The organism is Xanthobacter autotrophicus (genome assembly GCF_030015065.1).
GTDB lineage: Bacteria > Pseudomonadota > Alphaproteobacteria > Rhizobiales > Xanthobacteraceae > Xanthobacter > Xanthobacter autotrophicus_D.
This window is the reverse complement of sequence record NZ_JAIVFN010000098.1, coordinates 1-17,090: the sequence shown is the minus strand read 5'-3', so window position 1 is coordinate 17,090 and position 17,090 is coordinate 1. Positions and strand designations below refer to the sequence as shown.

The window sequence follows — 17,090 nt, the reverse complement described above, 5'->3', positions numbered from 1 at the left end:
GCCCCGGACCGACCCGCCGCGCCAAGCGGGCCTTCCGGGCCAAGCGGACCTGCCACCCCGGCGCCCGCCACCTGCTTCGCATCCGTGCCAATCCGTCCGACCATTTTCACCCGAGCCTTCGACCCACCGTCCACAACACCCGTCTTCACCGGGCGGGGAATTTTCCACTCATGCCCATTGAGCGGACATGCTCCATCTCCCGGTCATCGCATTTTCTTCACGCGAACCGGTATCCACTTCGCGTGAAAATGCTCTAGTGGATCTACCGCACGAACAGGGATCAGGATTGGGCAAGGCCGGCATGATCGCACAAACACGCCGTCCCTTCCGGCCACACCCCCGGCGCGGCCCGTTCCCCATCGGAGCGCGGACGTGACGCCACCGCGCTCCGTCGTCACCCTCGTCCGCACCTACGGGACCTATGCCGGGGCCATGATGGCCCGCGGCCTGGAAATGGTGGGCAAGCTCGGTCTCTACATGCTCGGCGCGCGGGCCCTCGGGGTGCATGATTCGGGCTATTTCTTCCTCTGCCTCACCGTGGTGGGAGTGCTTGCCACCGTGGCGCGGGGCGGCTTCGAGCGCGCGGTGGTGCGCCATGTGGCGGCCGAGCTCGCCGTCGGCAAGGGCCGGGCCGCCGGACGCGCCTTTCTCGGCGGGCTCGGTGCGGTGCTCGGGCTCGGGCTTGCCGTCTCCCTGCTGACCGCCGCCTTCGCCCAGCCGCTGGCGGACTACGTGTTCCGCGACCCTGATGCCGCCCGCCCTCTGCTGCTCTCGGCCCTGGTGATCCTCCCCCAGGCCACCTGCTATTTCATCGGCAACGCCTTGCTGGGCCTCCACAAGGGCGCCGCCGGGCAATTGGTGCAGAACGGCCTGTGGCCGGTGCTGACGCTGGCGGCGGTGGTCGCCGGGGTCACCTCCCTCGACGGCCTGCTCCTGGCCCTGGCGGCAGCCAACGTCGCGGCGACCGTCATCGGCGCCATCCTCCTCTTCCGCGAGCGCCATCGCTTCGTGGATACCCACACCGACACGCCCCCCGGCGCGCCCCTGCCGGCCCTGTGGCGCACGGCCATGCCGCTGTCCGTGGTGGAGATCGTGCAGATCCTGCTGCCGTCCCTGCCAGTGCTGCTGCTCGCCACCTTCGGCCTGCCCGCGCAGGTGGGCGCCTTCAGCGTGGCGAACCGCATCTCCATGCTGGTGTGGGTGGTGAGCACCTCCATCGGCAGCGTCGCCGCCCCCTCCTTCGCCGCCCGCCACCGGCAGGGACAATGGGCCGAGCTGCGCCTGCTGAACCGGCGGGTGCGCCTCGCGGTGGCGGCCTTCGGCACCCCCGTGGTGGCGGTGATGGTGCTGCTGCCGTCTCAGGTGCTGCACCTGGTGGGACCGGGATTCGAGATCGCCGCCACCGCGCTGGTCATCCTCGGCATCGGGCAGCTGGTCTATTGCCTGCTGCCCTGCCAGGAAATCGTGCTGGCCATGGCCGGCCATGGTGGCGTGCTGCGCTGGCTCACGGTGGGACAGACCCTCGTGTGCGGGACCCTGTGCGTCCTGCTCATCCCGCCCTTCGGCATGATCGGCGCGGCCATCGCCACGGCCGTGTTCGCGGCCCAGCTCGCCATCGGCGCCACGCTGGCGGTGCGGCGGCTGATGCCCCAGGCATTCTGATGCGCCAAGCCTTCTGATGCGCCAAGCCTTCTGATGCGCCACATGCCGGCCGCAACCCTCTCTTAACGGTAAAGTAATGGCACCATTGCACGGTGTGCGCAGCTTGCTGTCCGGGCTGCCGCAGGGTCCCGGTCGAGGCGCCACCGGCCGGACGAGGGGTGCAGAGCGTGAAGCGGGGGGACGCATGTTGATGCCGCAGGCGGCCCAGCCCGGCGCCACGGAACCGGCCACGGGATCCACGCCGCCCGCTTTCACCCTGCGCGATTTCCTGATCGCCGCCTTCTACCACATCCGCATCGTGCTGCTGGCGGGGCTGATCCCGCTCGTGGTGGCGCTGGCGGTGGCAGTGACCAGCCGCACCGAATACACCGCCTCCAGCCTGCTCATGGTCATCGTGAGCCGCGAGGTCTCCAGCGCCCAGAACGTGACCGACACCGGCCCGGCCGTGCTCAGCATCGAGGGCCTGAAGCAGGTCGAATCGGAAGTGCAGATCATCGAGAGCGCGGACGTCGCCCGTGCCACGGTGGTCGAGATCGGCGCGGATCACCTGTTCCCGCCGGGACGGCTCGCCGCGCTCACCCGCCTGTTCAGCTCCGACGCGGACCTGATGGACAAGGCGGTGGAGCGCTTCCAGGCCAGCGTTCGCGCCTCGGTGCAGTCGGGCTCGAACGTGATCCGGGTGAGCGTCACCAATCCCGACCGCGAGGTGGCCATCGCCGCCGCCGACGCGCTGGTGAAGAATTATCTCGCGGCCCGCCGCCGCCTGTTCGAGAACCCCACCGCCAGGATCCTGATGCTGGAGGTCAACCGCTTCCAGGCCGACCTCACCGCGGTGGACCGGGAGATCGAGCAGCTCAAGGCCAAGGCCGGCATCATTGATTTCGCCCAGGACGCCATTCTCGCCTCCAACCAGGTGGACAGCATCCTCCAGCGCCGCCGGCAGGTGGCCGAGCGCGAGGTGGCGGTCGCCGCCCAGGTCGCGGAGGCCGAGAAGCAGTTCGCGGCGCTGCCGGATTCGGTGTTCGACTTCGCCGAGAAGACCGACGCCCTGCCCGGCGACGAGGACAACAACACCCTCTCCAAGCTGCTGCTGGAGCGCGATCGGGTGGCGTCCCAGTATGCGCCGGGCAGCCAGCTGCTGCGCGACCTCGACCGGCAGATCGCAACCATCCGGGCGCGGATCAAGAGCCGCTCGGAGCGGCGTTATTCCACCGACCGGGCGGTGCGCAACCCGCAGGTCAACTACATCCAGAACATGATCCTGAGCCTCAAGGTGGAGCAGGATTCCCTCGGCCGCCAGAAAAGCGAGCTGGTCGAGCAGCAGCGCCTCGCCGAGGCGCGCCTCGCCGCGCTGCGCGCCGCCGAGACGCCGCTCATCGAGCTCAACCGCAAGCGCGACTCCCTGGGGGAAGGCTTCCGCGAATATCAGCGCCGGGCCGTGGCCGCCTCCATCGAGGAAGCCGCGGCCCAGTCGCGCCAGTCCGCGGTGCGGGTGGTGCAGGAGGCGGGCTCGGCGGTCACCAAGCGCTCGCTGGCGCTGCCGCTGGTGGCGGCGGGCCTGTTCGCCGCCCTCCTGTTCGGCGGCGCGGCCGGGGCCGTCGCCTCGACCCTGCGCACCTCCTTCATCACGCCCGCAGAGACCGAGCGCTCCCTCGGGCTGCCGGTGCTCGCGGTGTTCGACGCGGACGCGGAGCAGCCCGGCAACGCCGACACCGACGAAGCCATCGGCAGCTGCGCCACCCTGCTGCTCGACACCAGGATCGACGATGCGCCGCTGCGCGTCATGCATTTCCTCTCGCCGGATGCCGACGATGCCCTGCCCTGGCTCGCCCGGCGGCTGGCGGAGGAGTTCGCGGCGCGGCGCCAGCTGCGCACGCTGCTGGTGGACCTCTCCAGCGCCGCGCCCTATCCGCTCGCCATAGGCAGCAGCGAAGTGCGTGGCGGCATCGCCGTCTCCGGCACGCCGGTGCCGATGCTGTGGGCCGCCGCCGACATGGCACGCTCACCCCTGCTCGACATCCGCCTGCCCATCGCCGAGGCGGAACTGATGATGGCCGAGCTGCGCCGCGCCTTCGACGTGGTGGTTATCTCCTCCGACCTGCCCGGAGCCTCCCTGGTCACCCAGCGCTTCTGCCAGCTGGCGGACGGCAACGTCCTTGCGGTGCAGGCGGAAAAGTCGCGCATGCCGGCCGTGCTCCGCCTGCGCGACCAGGTGGCGGACAGTGGCGGCCTCGCTTTGGGCCTCGTCTTTCTCGGCCGGCGCTACTACCTGCCGCAGTGGCTCTATCGCCGCGCCTGAGGGCGCGCGGCTTTACTCCCGCAAACCAGGGATCCGCACCGCCCCGCCACCGCCGGCAGGGCCGCGCCCGCACGCCTGCGGCGGCACCGCATCTTCCGGAGCGCCGGCAACCCGATCGGTTTCTCGGCACCATTGATAAGCGTTTCGTTAACCACGCCGCTTTAGTGTCGCTTTACCACGTTCAAGGGTTTCCACGAGAGATTTGCCATGTCGGGCGCCGCCTGAAGCGGTCAGTCATGCAGGACGATCTTGTCGTTAACCTTCTGAATACGATTAGGCGCGGGAGTTGGTCGATGGTCTTGCCAGAATGCGGCGTGGCGAACACCGCTCGCGGCCCGGCACGGGACGATCGACTTCCGGCGCGGGGGCCGCGACGCGGGGCAGCACTCGCTTTCCTCGCCTTGAGCTTCGCGCTCAATGGCTGCGCCGCCATCGCCACCTCCCAGAACACCGGCACCGAGCCCTTCACCACCGGCCACGAGCTGCGCTTCACCGAGGTGAATGCGGAACGGTTCAAGCCGTGGAGCGACCTGGTGCCAAGCTATCGGCTGGGGCCCGGCGACAAGATCAAGATCAAGTATTTCATCACCCGCGAGATGGACGAAGACCTGACCGTGAGCCCGGACGGCTCCATCGCGCCCCGCGCCATCGGCCAGATCCGGGTGGAGGGCTCCACCCTCTCCGGCGTACAGGACTATGTGCGCCGCGAATCGCGCAAGGAGCTCGCCGACCAGAAGGTGGTGGTCTCGCTGGAGGAAGCCGCCTCGGCCCGCGTCTATGTGGGCGGCATGGTGGCCCATCCCGGCGCCTTCAAGCTCGCCGACATGGGCACCAGCGTGCTCCAGGGCATCCTGCTCGCCGGCGGCTTCACGGAGGAATCGCGCACCGGGCAGGTGGCGCTCATCCGCCGCGGCCCCAACAACGAGCCCATGCTGCGCCTCGTCAATGTGCGCGACGTGATCCAGACCGGCTTCGACGCCAACGACGTGCCGCTGGTGAGCGGCGACATCATCTATGTGCCGCGCTCGTCCATCGCGGAGGTCAATCTGTGGATCGACCAGTTCATCAACAAGGTGGTGCCGTTCCAGCGCCAGTTCAGCTATACGATCGGCACCTATTCACAGACCGGTGGCGGAACCTCGTTCCTGCAATAGCCTGATCGGGCGCGGTAGCCCCGGCGCCCGGCATGAACACAGGCGTGGACAAGAGGCGTCGATCACGCATGCGCGCGGCATCCGAAACGGACACGCTTTTCCGCACCCAGACCTTCCTCGGCGCGCCGTTCGCCTGCCTCGACGTGCCCGGCGCCGCGCACGTCATCGGCGCGCGGCCCATGGGCGCGCCCTTCCGCTATGTGATCACCTCCAACGCCTCCCACCTGGTGCGGCTCAACGACCGCAAGGATGCGCGCTTTGCCGCGGCGCTCGCGGATGCGGGCCTCAACGTGCTCGACGGCGCCGTGCCCCACCTGCTGGCGGAGCGCCTGTTCGGCCTCGACATCCCGCTCTGCCCCGGCAGCGACCTCACCGCCGAGCTGTTCGAGCATGTGATCCAGCCCGACGACCCGGTGACGGTGATCGGCGGCAGCGAGGAGATGAGGCGCCGTCTCATGGCAGGCTACGGCCTGCGCACGCTCAACCTCCACGTGCCGCCCATGGGCTTCATCGACGATCCGGCCGCGGTGGAGGCGGCCATCCAATTCGTCATCGAGCATCCCGCGCGCTACGTGTTCCTGGTGGCCGGGGCGCCGCGCTCGGAATATCTCGCGCACATGATCTTCCAGCGCGGGGCGGCGGTGGGAACGGGGCTGTGCGTGGGCAGCGCGCTCAACTTCCTCACCGGCCTCGTCCAGCGCGCAAGCCCCGCCTTCCGCCGGCTGGGCCTCGAATGGCTCTACCGGCTGGCGCAGAGCCCGAGCACCCATTTCGAGCGGGTGTTCGTGGATTCCCTGCCCATCTTCCTCATCGCCGCCAAGGCGAAGCTTGATCCCGCCGCCTACGGCATGCGGCCCGGCGGGGGCGGGGGATCGTGACCGACCAGCCCGCGAGCCGGGATCCGCCCCAACGCCGCGTGGTCATCCCCCTGCGCCGCGGCGCCACCATCGCGCCAGGCCGGGACGACGGGACGGGCGGGCTCGCGACGCTGGCCTTCGCGGCGACGCTGCCGCTGTTCGCCCAGGTCTTCTATTATCTCAACGAATATCCGGCGCCCTATCTGCTGTCGAAGGCCTGGCCCTTCCTGACCCTGCCGCTGGCCCTCTACGGCCTGGTCCGGCTGAGGCTGCCGGCGGGCCGGATGTTCATGGTGGTGCTGGCCTATGGGCTCGGTTTCACGCCGCTGGTTTCGGTGATCCAGCTCGGCAACGGCTTCCTCGACGCGCTGACCACCACCGTCAAGGCGTGGCCCCTCACCTATTATTTCAGCCTGTCGGCGCTGCTGGCCCTGCTTGCCGTGCCGCCGGAGAGCATCCGCAAGGCGGTGCTGGGGCTGGGGGCGGCCACCTTCTTCCTGATGGTGATCATCTATCTCGTCGCGCCCGCGTCCTGGTATGCGGACAATCCCGCCGACAGCAAGCTGCTGCTGTTCGACCTGGAGCGCGGCTACCGCGTCTACATGCCCATGGTCTTCGGCATGATCCTGGTCTTCTTCCTGTCCCGCTCCTTCGTGCTCAGGCGCAACATCCTCTATGGGCTCGGCGTGGTGCTGGCCTTCGCGCCCATGCTGCTCATCTACAAGCAGCGCGCCGCCATCGCCGCAGCGCTCGTGGTGGTGGCGGTCGGCGTCACCATGTCCCTGCCCCAGCGGGCGCGCCGGATCGTGCTCGGGCTCGGGATGGCGGCCGGAGCGGTGGGCCTCTTCCTGGTGGGGCGCAAGCTCGGCCTCCTGCCCGGCGGCGGCTCCGGCGATGCACAGGACGCCTTCGGCGCCTCGCTGGCGGTGCGGCAGCATTCCTCGGCGCTGGCCTTCGCCTTCCTCGGCGACGACCCCATGCGCTGGATCTTCGGCGTCGGCGCCACCACCCGCTTCAGCACGGTGACTCTCAACGACATCTTCGGCAACGACCAGTTCTTCATCGCCGACCTCGGATGGATCGGGGTCGTGTTCGAATACGGCATCATCGGCGCCGTCCTGCTCGCCGCTTTGCACGCCTGGTGCTTCATCACGGCGTTCCGGCTGACACGCGGCCTCGATGACCCGTTCGCCCTCGCGCTCTGCGATTACGTGCTGTATCTGATCGTGAGTTCCGCCGTGTATTCGGTGGTCTTCACACCCGGAGAGCTCGGCGTCGTCATGGCGCTCACCGTCTATCTCGACCGCCGCCGGCGCGCATTGCCGCCCGGTCCGCCGCCGACCGGGCAGGGCGCCGTCAGCCCGCCCAAGGCGATCCGCCATGTGGCCCTCGGAGGTGTTTCGGGGCGGACTTCGGGACGCGGGATGCTCGGTCGTGCCGGCTGATCGCGCGCCTCGGACCGCAGGGATGCGGCATGCTTGAATCCCTGCAATATCTGCGGGCGGTGGCGAGCCTGATGGTGGTGGTGTTCCACCTCGGGGCGCCGCTGTCGCGCCTCGGCCTCGCCGCGCCCTGGCCGCAGTCGGGCGCGGCCGGCGTCGATATCTTTTTCGTGCTCAGCGGCTTCCTGATGCTGGTCACCACCCATGGCCGGGACGGCTACACCGTGAGCTTCTACGTCAAGCGCCTGGTGCGCATCGTCCCGCTCTACTGGATCGTGACCACGGCGAGCCTCGCCCTGCTGCTGGCGGCGCCGCAGCTGGTGAAAAGCGGCAGGGCGGATGCCTGGCACATCCTCGCCTCCTATTTGTTCCTGCCGGCGCACCATCCCGTGCTCGGCACGCTGGAGCCGCTGGTGGTTCCGGGATGGACGCTGAACTACGAGATGTTCTTCTATCTCGTGTGGGGCGTAGCCCTGCTGCTGCCCGGACGGGCGCGGCTGCCCGCCATCGCTCTCTTCCTCACCGGGCTCGCGCTGCTTGGCCGCGCGGTTCCGGGCGAGAATGCCTTCCTTGCCTTCTACACCGCGCCCATCATGCTGGAATTCGTCTTCGGCCTCGCCCTCGGCCTCTGGTATCTCGAAGGACCGCCACTGGCGCGTGGATGGGGCTATGTGTTCCTGGCGGCCGGTTTCGTGTCGCTGCTCGCGCAGGGCGACGTGGCGCCCGAGACCCGCGTGATCCAGTGGGGCATTCCCGCCGCCATGGTGGTGGCCGGCGCCCTCGTTCTGGAACGGGCGCGGCCGGTCCGGCGGATCGGCGCACTCGCGCTGCTGGGCGATGCCTCCTATGCGCTCTATCTGGTGCACGGCATGGTGCTTTCGGCCGTGGGCCAGGTCCTCGCGCACCTTCCCCTGCCGGCGCCGTTGTCCTTTTTCGCCTGCGCCCTCGCCGGGGTGGGCGCCGCGCTTCTCGCCGCCATCGTCCTGCATCTGGCGGTCGAGAAGCCGCTGCTACGGCTCATGAGCGCGAGGCCCCGGGCCAGCCGGGCCGCGACACCATGACCCCAGGGCGGCATGGCACGAAAAAGCATGCGTGCGCCTTGCCGAACGCTCGCGGGGGCTGTCTATTCCGCGCGTCCGGCCGGGGCGGGCAATGGTGATGCCAAGGGGGCAGTGACATGTGGAGACGCGTGAAAAAGCTCGTGAACGAGCCGGCCTTCCGCGAGGCCCCGATCGCCGTCACGGGCCGGGCCATCTCGCTCGCGGCCCATGTGGCCCTCGGCCGCAACCCGGTGGCCGAGATCACCCCCGGCGGCGCGCGCCTGAAACTGCCGGCGGACCTGCGCTTCACCACCACCAGCGTGTTCCTGCTGCGCGACAAGGTGGAACCGGAGGTGCGCTACCTGGAGAAGTTCCTGCGTCCCGGCGACGTGTTCGTGGACGTGGGCGCCAATATCGGCCTGTTCACCCTGAAGGCGGCCACCTTCGCCAGCCGCGTGGTGGCCGCCGAGCCGGGCGCCGTCGCCGGCCGGCAACTGGCCGACAATCTCGCCCTCAACGGCTTCCGGAACGTCACCATCGTGCCCAAGGCCATCTCGGACGCGGAAGGCAAGGCGGTGCTGTTCCACAATCCCCTCGGCGACGACCCGCAGGCCTTCTCCCTCATCAATGACGGCACCAGCAGCGAGAGCGAGGAGGTGGAGATCACCACCCTCGACCGCCTCGTCGCCGACCTCGGGCTGGATCGGGTGGACTGCCTCAAGATTGACGTGGAGGGGGCGGAGGACCGGGTGATCAAGGGCGCCGCCGGGACGCTCGGCCGGTTCCACCCCGCCGTGATCTTCGAGATGAACTGCCCCACCCTGCTCAAGGACGGCGGCGATCCGGCGGCGGCCTGGGTGGCGCTCGGCGCGCTGGGCTACGGCTTCTTCCAGCTTCAGGACGACGGCACGCTGAAGCCGCTCGCGACCCGCCCCACGCGCTTCGGGAATTATGTGGCGCTCCACCCCGACGGGCGGCCCATCTGAACGCCGGGGCCGGCGTCCAAGAAAGCGGGGGGATGCCCTTCAGCCCTGCCAGCGCTCCAGGCGGGCGATGATGTCGGGCCGGGCGGCGAAATAGAAGTCGTTGACGTAGAGCGCCCCCGCCCTCGGGCGCGTCCCGTCCCGCTCCAGCGCCGCGATGGGCTGGTGGAGGGCCGGATCGAACCCGGCGATCGGCCGCATGCGGTTTTCAAACCGGAAGAAGCCGCGATAGCCGAAGGGCTCCAGCACCTGCCGGACCGCCGCCACCGCGCCGGGCCGGTGGCGCTCCTCCGCCTCGATCAGGAAGGTCGGCCGGCTCGCCGCGAGAATGCCCCGCGCCCCCTCCAGCACCCGCGCCTCGTAGCCCTCCACGTCGAGCTTGATGAAGCTGACATCCGCTTTGACGCAGGCATCGAGCCGCGCAATCGGGACCCGGACCTCGTCCATCGGGCCGTCCACGCGCCGCGCCAGATCGCCGTCGATGGTGGCCAGCGGCGAGCGATCACGCGGCACATGCAGCACCGCCGCGCCGGCCCCCTCCCCCAGCGCCGTCTCCAGCAGGGCCAGCGCGCCGGAGCCGAGTTCGCGGCGAAAGCGCAGCCTCAGGATGCGAACAAGGTGCGGATTGGGCTCGAAGGCGATGACCCGGGCGCCGCGCCGGAGCAGCCAATAGGTGAAAAGCCCCCGGTTGGCGCCGATATCGCAGACGGTGTCACCCGGATCCACAAACATGGGCAGGAGCGCCACCTCGCTCCGGGGGTCCCGCGTGGCGAGCGCATCGACCAGCGGACACAGGAGGGCGAAGATCCGCGGCATGCGGCGTTCGACGATGGCCTTCAAGGATCTCAGCATGCGCCCCGTGCGGAAGCCGCTCCGCCGCGCCATATCAGGCGTTCTCGCCACGCCTCTCATAGCAGAGCCGCGATGGAAGACAATGGAAGCAGAGCTTGCGGCGGGCGCACTTGCAACCCGGGGATTGGCGGGCTGGCGGCAGCCCGGGGCTTTTCCTATGGTGGCGCCCCCTGCGCAGGAGAAATGGATTGAGCAGCCCACCCCCTCCGCGCCCGGCGGTGTTTCTCGACCGGGACGGCGTCCTGAACGTGGATACGGGCTACGTCCACAGCCCGGCTGACTTTCGCTGGGTCGAGGGCGCCCGCGAGGCGGTACGGCACTTCAATGCGCTCGGCCATCTCGTCTTCGTGGTGACGAACCAGTCCGGCGTCGCCAGGGGCTATTACGGGGAAGACGAGGTTGCCGCCCTGCATCGCTGGATCGCGGGTGAGCTTGAGGCCGTCGGCGCCCATGTGGACGACTGGCGCTATTGCCCGTTCCATCCGGATGCGGCGGTGCCGGCCTATCGGGCGGTCCATCCCTGGCGCAAGCCGGCGCCGGGCATGATCCTCGACCTGATGGCGCACTGGCCGGTGGAGCGCGGCACAAGCCTGCTCATCGGCGACCAGCCCTCCGACATGGCGGCGGCGGCGGCGGCAGGCATCGCCGGCCACCTCTTTCCCGGCGGCGACCTGCTCGCCTTCGCGCGCGCCGTGTGCCCCCCGCCTGAGTGATCGTCCGGTTCAGGGCACCGGCGCGGCGCACCCCGCACGGTCGAGGCTGACGCAGATGGCGCGGGCAAGGCTGCGGTAATCGGGATTGTCCGGCCCCGTGGGGCCGGGCGGCACCAGGCCGAGGCCGTACAGCATGGCGCCCGCCTTCGGATCGGACAGCACCTCCTGAAGCAGCCGGACCGTGCGCTCCACCGTGAAGCGCGGGCCGCCGGCCTCCGGCGGCATGACCTGGATGCCCAGCGCCAGCGGCCCCGGCCACAGGCTGCGATAGGCCCGGAAGGCCTCCAGCGGCTGGAAGTTAGGCCCGGCGTCGTAGGACATGACCGAGACGAGATCGAGCCCCTGCGCCGCCTCCGACTTCAGCACCGCCCGCATCATGCCGACATAGGGACCATAGCGCGGCTGCGAGGCGGCAAAGGCGCCCTCGCCATAGGCGCCGACGCTCCAGCCGGCAAGGCTCACCACATATGGCCGGGGCAGCGCCACCCGAAGATCGGCCAGCACCGCTATGGCGCGGGCATCGTCGGCGCAGGCGATGCGACCGTCCGGGGTGCGGGCGCAGCCGGAATCCGCCGTCTCATAGTCGAGATCGACGCCGTCGGCGCCGAGATCCCTCACCAGATGCGCCAACGCGCGAAAATCACGAGCGTCCCAGCCGAAATAGCCCCAGCCGCCCACCGCCAGCAGCACTTTCGTGTCCGGGTGGTTCGCCTTGAGGGCGGCGATGGCCCCTTTCAGGACCGTGCCGGAAAAGGGAAAGGCGAGGCCGGTCCGCGACAGGTCCAGGTCGCCGGCATAGATAAGGTCCGGCTTCACGAAGCCCAATGCCACATGGGACATGGTGCCGGGCAAGCGGGCCAGCAGCGTCTTGGCAGGGTCCCCGGTCGCGACTTCCGTCCAGGAAGCGAGATAGGCAAGGAACGGCCGCCCCGCCCCCTCGGCCGCGCCGGCGCGGCCGGAGAGCAGCCCCAGGGACAGGACCATCAGGAGGCTCAGAAGACCGCAGGCCCGGCCATGCCCTTGGTGATGGTGAGCAGCATGATTCTGATGTCGAACCATATGGACCAGTGCTCGATGTAGAAGAGGTCGAGCTCGACGCCCCGCTCGGCCTTTTCGAGGGTGTTGATGCCGCCCCGCATGCCGTTGATCTGCGCCCATCCGGTGATGCCGGGCTTCATCCGGTAGCGCGCGACATATTGCCGGATCGCCTCGTAGCGCACATTGGTGGCGACCTGCATGTTGGGCACATGCGGCCGCGGCCCCACCACCGACATCTCGCCGCGGAGCACATTGACGAGCTGGGGCAGTTCGTCAATGGAGGTGGAGCGCAGGAAGGCCCCCACCCGGGTGATGCGCGGATCGTCCCGGGTCGTGCCCAGCGAGCCGTCGTCGGCGGGGTCCACCCGCATGGTGCGCAGCTTGAAGCACTGGAACACGCGGTTGTTGAGCCCGACGCGCGGCTGACGGAACAGGATCGGCCCGGGGGAATCGAGCTTGATGGCGACGGCGGCGACGAGCAGCACCGGCGCGACGAGGATGAGGCCGACAGTCGCCACCACATAGTCCTCGACGCCCTTCAAAAGGCCGAGCGAGCCCTTGAGCGGCTGCTGCTGCACCTGGAGCGCCGGCTCGCCGGCGATGCGCGTGAGGCTGGCGTAGTTCAGCATGAAGCGGTCGGGGTCGAGCTCCACCACCACGTCCGCCGCGATCTGGTACATCTGGTTGGCGATGGCGCTGATGGCCGCAGGGTCGTCCCAGCTCTTGGCGACGACCACGATATCCACCGGATTGTGCTTCACATATTCCATCAGGTCCGGGAGCCCGCCCAGCAGGGGCACGCCCTGGGGCGTGGGGGGCGGCGGCGTCATCTCGCCCGGCAGATGGCCCTCGTCGAACAGGCCCACGAAGGTGAGCAGGCCGTCCGCGCCCTCCTCCTCGCGGTAGCGATGCACGAGATCGCAGGCCCGGGCGGGATCGCCCACGATCACCGCATTGCGCCTGAGCACCTCGTGGGCTTTCACCAGCGCCATGCCCAGGCGCACCAGCACCAGCCGGCCGAAGATCAGCGCCAGCGCGGTGAGGATCCCCCAGCCGAGCAGCGCGGCGAGGTTGGTCGAGCCGATGGGGATGATGGCGTAGTAGCAGATCGCGAGCAGCGCGCCCGCGGGGACGCCGGCCACCATCAGATGCCCGAGCTGGCGCAGCGGCCGCACATAATGCTCGACGCGGTAGGCGCGGCCGGCCTGCAGGATCTGGACGAAGGCAAAGGCGCCGATCACCCAGAGGATGGCCATCTGGCTCCAGGACAGGAAATCCCACCGGTCATGCGCGAGGATGGCGGCCAATGCCGCCATGACCACATCGCACAGCCGCACGAGGCGATTGACGAGCCCGTGGGTCCAACGTGTCATCGCCCCGAAACCCCTGCCGGCAGAACGCGCGAATTTACCAGCGCGACTGGAATTTGTTCTGCTGAATAAGCAGTTGCCAGTCAAGCCGGCGAAGGCTTCGAACGTGTACGAATAACCGGCTCAAACGAAAGGAGCCGCCCCGGCGCATGCCGTGCGGCTCCCTTGAGGGATCGGGGCCCCGGCGAGGGGCCGCCGGTCAGTGGCCGAAGGCCTTCACCACCTCTTCGGTGACCTTCTTGGCGTCGCCGAAAAGCATCATGGTGTTGTCCTTGAAGAACAGCTCGTTCTCCACGCCCGCATAGCCCGCCGCCATGCCGCGCTTGATGAAGAGCACGGTCTTCGCCTTCTCCACGTCCAGGATGGGCATGCCGAAGATGGGCGACTGCGGGTCGGTCTTGGCCGCCGGGTTGGTCACGTCGTTGGCGCCGATGACGAAGGCCACGTCCGCCTGGGCGAACTCAGAGTTGATGTCCTCCAGCTCGAACACCTCGTCATAGGGCACCTGGGCCTCGGCCAGCAGGACGTTCATGTGGCCCGGCATGCGGCCCGCCACCGGATGGATGGCGTACTTCACCTCGACGCCTTCCTCCTTCAGCATGTCCGCCATCTCGCGCAAAGCGTGCTGGGCCTGGGCCACCGCCATGCCGTAGCCGGGCACGATGATGACCTTCTCGGCGTTCTTCATGATGTAGGCCGCGTCGTCCGCCGAGCCCTGCTTCACCGGGCGGGCTTCCGCCTGGGCGCCGCCGCCGGCCGCCGCGGCGTCACCGCCGAAGCCGCCGAGGATGACGGAGATGAAGGAGCGGTTCATGCCCTTGCACATGATGTAGCTGAGGATGGCGCCCGAGGAGCCCACCAGCGCGCCGGTGATGATCAGCGCCGTGTTGCCCAGGGTGAAGCCGATGCCGGCCGCCGCCCAGCCCGAATAGGAGTTCAGCATCGACACCACGACGGGCATGTCGGCGCCGCCGATGGGGATGATGAGCAGCCCGCCGAGCACCAGCGACACCACGGTGATGATCCAGAACAGCGTGATCGAGCCGGTGAGCACGAAGGCGATGATCAGGATCAGCAGCAGGATGCCGAGGCCGGCATTGATGAGGTGGCGCGAGGGCAGCATGATCGGCTTGCCGCTCATGTTGCCGTTGAGCTTGGCGAAGGCGATGATGGAGCCGGTGAAGGTGATGGCGCCGATGGCGACGCCCAGCGACATTTCCACCAGGCTCGCGCCGTGCAGGTGGCCCGGATCGCCGATGCCGAAGGCGCGCGGCGCATAGAGCGCGGCCGCCGCCACCAGCACCGCGGCCATGCCCACCAGCGAGTGGAAGGCGGCGACCAGCTGCGGCATCGCCGTCATGGCGATGCGCTTGGCCACCACGGCGCCGACGCCGCCGCCGATGCCGATGCCGGCCAGCACCAGAACCCAGCCGATGAGGTCGGAGGGGGGGGAGAGCGCCAGCGTGGTGACGATGGCGATGCCCATGCCCACCATGCCGTACAGGTTGCCCTGCCGCGAGGTGGTGGGATGGGAAAGGCCGCGCAGGGCCAGGATGAAGAGAATGCCTGCGACCAGGTAGAGCAGGGCGGCGAGGTTCGCGTTCATGTGCCCCGCCTCACTTCTTCTTGGAGTACATGGCGAGCATGCGGCTGGTCACGAGGAACCCGCCGAATATGTTCACCGAGGCGAAGACGAGCGCGACGAAGCCGAAGATGCGCGCGCCCCAGGCATGGCTTGCATCGCCCACGGTGGTGACGCCCACCGCGAGCAGCGCTCCCACCACGATCACCGAGGAGATGGCGTTGGTGACGCTCATGAGCGGGGTGTGCAGCGCCGGGGTCACCGACCACACCACGTAATAGCCCACGAACACCGCGAGCACGAAGATGGAGAGGCGGAACACGAAGGGGTCGATGGCCCCCCCGGTCGCGCCGTGGGCCACCGCGCCGATGGCGGTGGCCGCCTGGTCGGCGTAGAGCTGGGCGGCTTCGGCGGCCTGCCGCGCGATTTCGGCGGCGGCACGGGCCTGGGATGCGGCGTCCGTCACGGTCTGGGCTGAGGCGGGATTCATCAGGCCGCTCCCTCAATCTTGGGTGCGAAGTTGGGATGCACGACGGCGCCGTCGCGGGTGAGGAGCGTGGCCTTCACCAGCTCGTCGTCCCACTTCACGGCGAGGGACTTGGTCGCCTTGTCCACCATGGTCTCGAAGAAGTTGAACAGGTTCTTGGCATAGAGCGGCGAGGCCGAGGCCGCGATGCGGCCGGGGACGTTGAGATGGCCGACGATCTTCACGTCGCCCACCCACACCACCTGCCCGGGCACCGCGCCTTCCACGTTGCCGCCGCGTTCCACGGCGAGATCGACGATGACCGAGCCCGGACGCATGGAGGCCACCATCTCGGCCGTGATCAGGCGCGGCGCGGGCCGGCCGGGGATCAGGGCGGTGGTGATGACGATGTCCTGCTTCTTGACGTGCTCGGCGACAAGGGCGGCCTGCTTGGCCTGGTACTCGGCCGACATGGGCTTGGCGTAGCCGGCGGCGGTCTCGGCCTGCTTGAACTCCTCGTCCTCCACCGCGACGAACTTGGCGCCCAGCGAGGCGACCTGCTCCTTGGCGGCGGGGCGCACGTCGGTGGCGGTCACGATGGCGCCGAGGCGGCGGGCGGTCGCGATGGCCTGGAGGCCCGCGACGCCCGCGCCCATGACGAAGACGCGCGCGGCGGGCACTGTGCCGGCGGCGGTCATCATCTGCGGCAGGGCGCGGTTGAACTCGGCGGCGGCGTCGATGACGGCGCGATAGCCGGCAAGGTTCGCCTGGGAGGACAGCACGTCCATCACCTGCGCGCGGGTGATGCGCGGCATCAGCTCCATGGCGAAGGCGTTGACGTTGTAGCGTGCCAGCGTCGCCAGCGCCTCGTCGTTGCCGTAGGGATCGACGATGGCCAGCAGCAGGGCGCCGGGCTTGTACGACGAAAGTTCGGCTTCCGTCGGCCGGCGCACCTTCAGTACCACTTCGGCGCCGTACAGGGCGTCGGCGGCGTTGGGCGCGATGGTGGCGCCGGCGGCCACGTAGTCGGCATCGAGGATGCCGGACTTGACGCCCGCGCCCGTCTCGACCGCCACGGTGGCGCCGAGCGCGACGAGACGCTTCACCGTATCCGGGGTCGCAGCGACCCTCGGCTCGCCGAGATCAACCTCGGCGGGGACAGCGATTTTCATCTGAGATGTCTCCGGTGCTCCGGCCCGTCAGCGGGTCAGAGGAGGAAGATCCACATAAGGGCGAGGAGAACGGCGACCGCGATCGCGCCCCATTTGGTCAGGGCGGTGAAGAGCGCGTATGTGCGCTCGTGTTCGGCGTAGTCGTTACCGTCGGCAATGGCGTATTCGGTCGTGGCGTGTTCAGCCATCTTTTCCCCCAGCTGAGCGTTCTTTTTTGGCTTTAGCGGAGATGCGAATGTCTGGCAACCGGGTCGTGGTGTACAATATGCCAAATCTGGCCCCTTGAAGCCCTGACATTGCCCGGCAACGCCCTGAAGGCAAAGGGGAAGACGACAAAAGGGCCGTATTGTTCTTGTTTTGTTCTGGATCGGGTGCTACATTTTTGCTCATGAGCCTCGATCGAGATTCTTCGCCTGATTCCGTGGGTCGGATGCCCCGCCCCGAAGGGACGCCCCCGCGT

At 68.9% G+C, this 17,090-nt stretch carries 15 protein-coding genes; 8 read left to right on the top strand and 7 right to left on the bottom strand.

Going from position 1 to position 17,090, the window contains the following annotated elements:
* Nucleotides 1-372: 372 nt before the first annotated feature.
* The 7 genes from K9U40_RS17355 (at nt 373) to K9U40_RS17325 (ending at nt 9,440) form a co-directional block, all read left to right on the top strand.
* Complete coding sequence (locus tag K9U40_RS17355; protein WP_282891392.1) at nt 373-1,662, top strand: lipopolysaccharide biosynthesis protein; 1,290 nt, start codon at nt 373-375, stop codon at nt 1,660-1,662.
* A 184-nt stretch (nt 1,663-1,846) separates the two neighbouring features.
* Nucleotides 1,847-3,961 carry a GumC family protein gene (locus K9U40_RS17350; protein WP_282891391.1) on the top strand — a complete coding sequence of 705 codons (2,115 nt, stop codon included), beginning with the start codon at nt 1,847-1,849 and terminating at the stop codon, nt 3,959-3,961.
* A gap of 293 nt (nt 3,962-4,254) precedes the next feature.
* The gene (locus tag K9U40_RS17345; protein ID WP_282891390.1) at nt 4,255-5,115 is read left to right on the top strand and encodes a polysaccharide biosynthesis/export family protein; all 861 of its coding nucleotides are present in this window, start codon (nt 4,255-4,257) and stop codon (nt 5,113-5,115) included.
* A gap of 68 nt (nt 5,116-5,183) precedes the next feature.
* A complete protein-coding gene (locus K9U40_RS17340; RefSeq protein WP_282891389.1) occupies nt 5,184-5,993 on the top strand; it encodes a WecB/TagA/CpsF family glycosyltransferase in 810 nt (269 codons plus the stop codon).
* Nucleotides 5,990-7,417, top strand: coding sequence for a hypothetical protein (locus K9U40_RS17335; protein WP_282891388.1), 1,428 nt, complete (start codon nt 5,990-5,992; stop codon nt 7,415-7,417). Before K9U40_RS17340 ends, K9U40_RS17335 begins: the two co-directional genes overlap by 4 nt.
* A gap of 29 nt (nt 7,418-7,446) precedes the next feature.
* Nucleotides 7,447-8,475: an acyltransferase family protein gene (locus K9U40_RS17330; protein WP_282891387.1), complete on the top strand. Its 1,029-nt coding sequence runs from the start codon at nt 7,447-7,449 to the stop codon at nt 8,473-8,475.
* Between the two features lie 128 nt (nt 8,476-8,603).
* Nucleotides 8,604-9,440: an FkbM family methyltransferase gene (locus K9U40_RS17325; protein WP_282891386.1), complete on the top strand. Its 837-nt coding sequence runs from the start codon at nt 8,604-8,606 to the stop codon at nt 9,438-9,440.
* Between the two features lie 39 nt (nt 9,441-9,479).
* Here the strand turns inward: K9U40_RS17325 and K9U40_RS17320 are convergent, their stop codons facing one another.
* Nucleotides 9,480-10,289, bottom strand: coding sequence for an FkbM family methyltransferase (locus K9U40_RS17320; RefSeq protein WP_282891385.1), 810 nt, complete (start codon nt 10,287-10,289; stop codon nt 9,480-9,482).
* Nucleotides 10,290-10,477: 188 nt separating this feature from the next.
* Here K9U40_RS17320 and K9U40_RS17315 point away from each other — a divergent pair, with 188 nt between their 5' ends.
* The gene (locus K9U40_RS17315) at nt 10,478-11,002 is read left to right on the top strand and encodes an HAD family hydrolase (RefSeq protein ID WP_282891384.1); all 525 of its coding nucleotides are present in this window, start codon (nt 10,478-10,480) and stop codon (nt 11,000-11,002) included.
* A 9-nt stretch (nt 11,003-11,011) separates the two neighbouring features.
* Here K9U40_RS17315 and K9U40_RS17310 read toward each other — a convergent pair whose 3' ends face one another.
* The 6 genes from K9U40_RS17310 to K9U40_RS17285 all read right to left on the bottom strand — a co-directional run bounded on the left by K9U40_RS17310 (nt 11,012) and on the right by K9U40_RS17285 (nt 16,818).
* Entirely contained in the window at nt 11,012-11,986 is a 975-nt protein-coding gene (locus K9U40_RS17310) for a glycosyl hydrolase family 18 protein (RefSeq protein ID WP_282891383.1), read from the bottom strand.
* Nucleotides 11,987-11,994: 8 nt separating this feature from the next.
* On the bottom strand, nt 11,995-13,413 hold the full coding sequence (locus K9U40_RS17305) for an exopolysaccharide biosynthesis polyprenyl glycosylphosphotransferase (protein ID WP_282891382.1): 1,419 nt from the start codon (nt 13,411-13,413) through the stop codon (nt 11,995-11,997).
* A 196-nt stretch (nt 13,414-13,609) separates the two neighbouring features.
* Nucleotides 13,610-15,016 carry an NAD(P)(+) transhydrogenase (Re/Si-specific) subunit beta gene (locus K9U40_RS17300; RefSeq protein WP_282891381.1) on the bottom strand — a complete coding sequence of 469 codons (1,407 nt, stop codon included), beginning with the start codon at nt 15,014-15,016 and terminating at the stop codon, nt 13,610-13,612.
* Between the two features lie 10 nt (nt 15,017-15,026).
* Complete coding sequence (locus tag K9U40_RS17295) at nt 15,027-15,482, bottom strand: proton-translocating transhydrogenase family protein (protein WP_282891380.1); 456 nt, start codon at nt 15,480-15,482, stop codon at nt 15,027-15,029.
* Nucleotides 15,482-16,630 (bottom strand): Re/Si-specific NAD(P)(+) transhydrogenase subunit alpha, encoded by a 1,149-nt coding sequence (locus K9U40_RS17290; protein ID WP_282891379.1) that lies wholly within the window; start codon nt 16,628-16,630, stop codon nt 15,482-15,484. Before K9U40_RS17290 ends, K9U40_RS17295 begins: the two co-directional genes overlap by 1 nt.
* A 35-nt stretch (nt 16,631-16,665) precedes the next feature.
* The gene (locus tag K9U40_RS17285; RefSeq protein ID WP_282891378.1) at nt 16,666-16,818 is read right to left on the bottom strand and encodes an aa3-type cytochrome c oxidase subunit IV; all 153 of its coding nucleotides are present in this window, start codon (nt 16,816-16,818) and stop codon (nt 16,666-16,668) included.
* Nucleotides 16,819-17,090 lie beyond the last annotated feature (272 nt).

Excerpts from the sequence above, each read along its gene's own strand:
- K9U40_RS17300 (WP_282891381.1), bottom strand. The coding sequence starts at position 15,016 with ATGAACGCGAACCTCGCCGCCCTGCTCTACCTGGTCGCAGGCATTCTC.
- K9U40_RS17295 (WP_282891380.1), bottom strand. The coding sequence starts at position 15,482 with ATGAATCCCGCCTCAGCCCAGACCGTGACGGACGCCGCATCCCAGGCC.
- K9U40_RS17285 (WP_282891378.1), bottom strand. The coding sequence starts at position 16,818 with ATGGCTGAACACGCCACGACCGAATACGCCATTGCCGACGGTAACGAC.
- K9U40_RS17305 (WP_282891382.1), bottom strand. The coding sequence starts at position 13,413 with ATGACACGTTGGACCCACGGGCTCGTCAATCGCCTCGTGCGGCTGTGC.
- K9U40_RS17340 (WP_282891389.1), top strand. The coding sequence starts at position 5,184 with ATGCGCGCGGCATCCGAAACGGACACGCTTTTCCGCACCCAGACCTTC.
- K9U40_RS17320 (WP_282891385.1), bottom strand. The coding sequence starts at position 10,289 with ATGCTGAGATCCTTGAAGGCCATCGTCGAACGCCGCATGCCGCGGATC.
- K9U40_RS17345 (WP_282891390.1), top strand. The coding sequence starts at position 4,255 with ATGGTCTTGCCAGAATGCGGCGTGGCGAACACCGCTCGCGGCCCGGCA.
- K9U40_RS17290 (WP_282891379.1), bottom strand. The coding sequence starts at position 16,630 with ATGAAAATCGCTGTCCCCGCCGAGGTTGATCTCGGCGAGCCGAGGGTC.
- K9U40_RS17310 (WP_282891383.1), bottom strand. The coding sequence starts at position 11,986 with ATGGTCCTGTCCCTGGGGCTGCTCTCCGGCCGCGCCGGCGCGGCCGAG.
- K9U40_RS17350 (WP_282891391.1), top strand. The coding sequence starts at position 1,847 with ATGTTGATGCCGCAGGCGGCCCAGCCCGGCGCCACGGAACCGGCCACG.
- K9U40_RS17330 (WP_282891387.1), top strand. The coding sequence starts at position 7,447 with ATGCTTGAATCCCTGCAATATCTGCGGGCGGTGGCGAGCCTGATGGTG.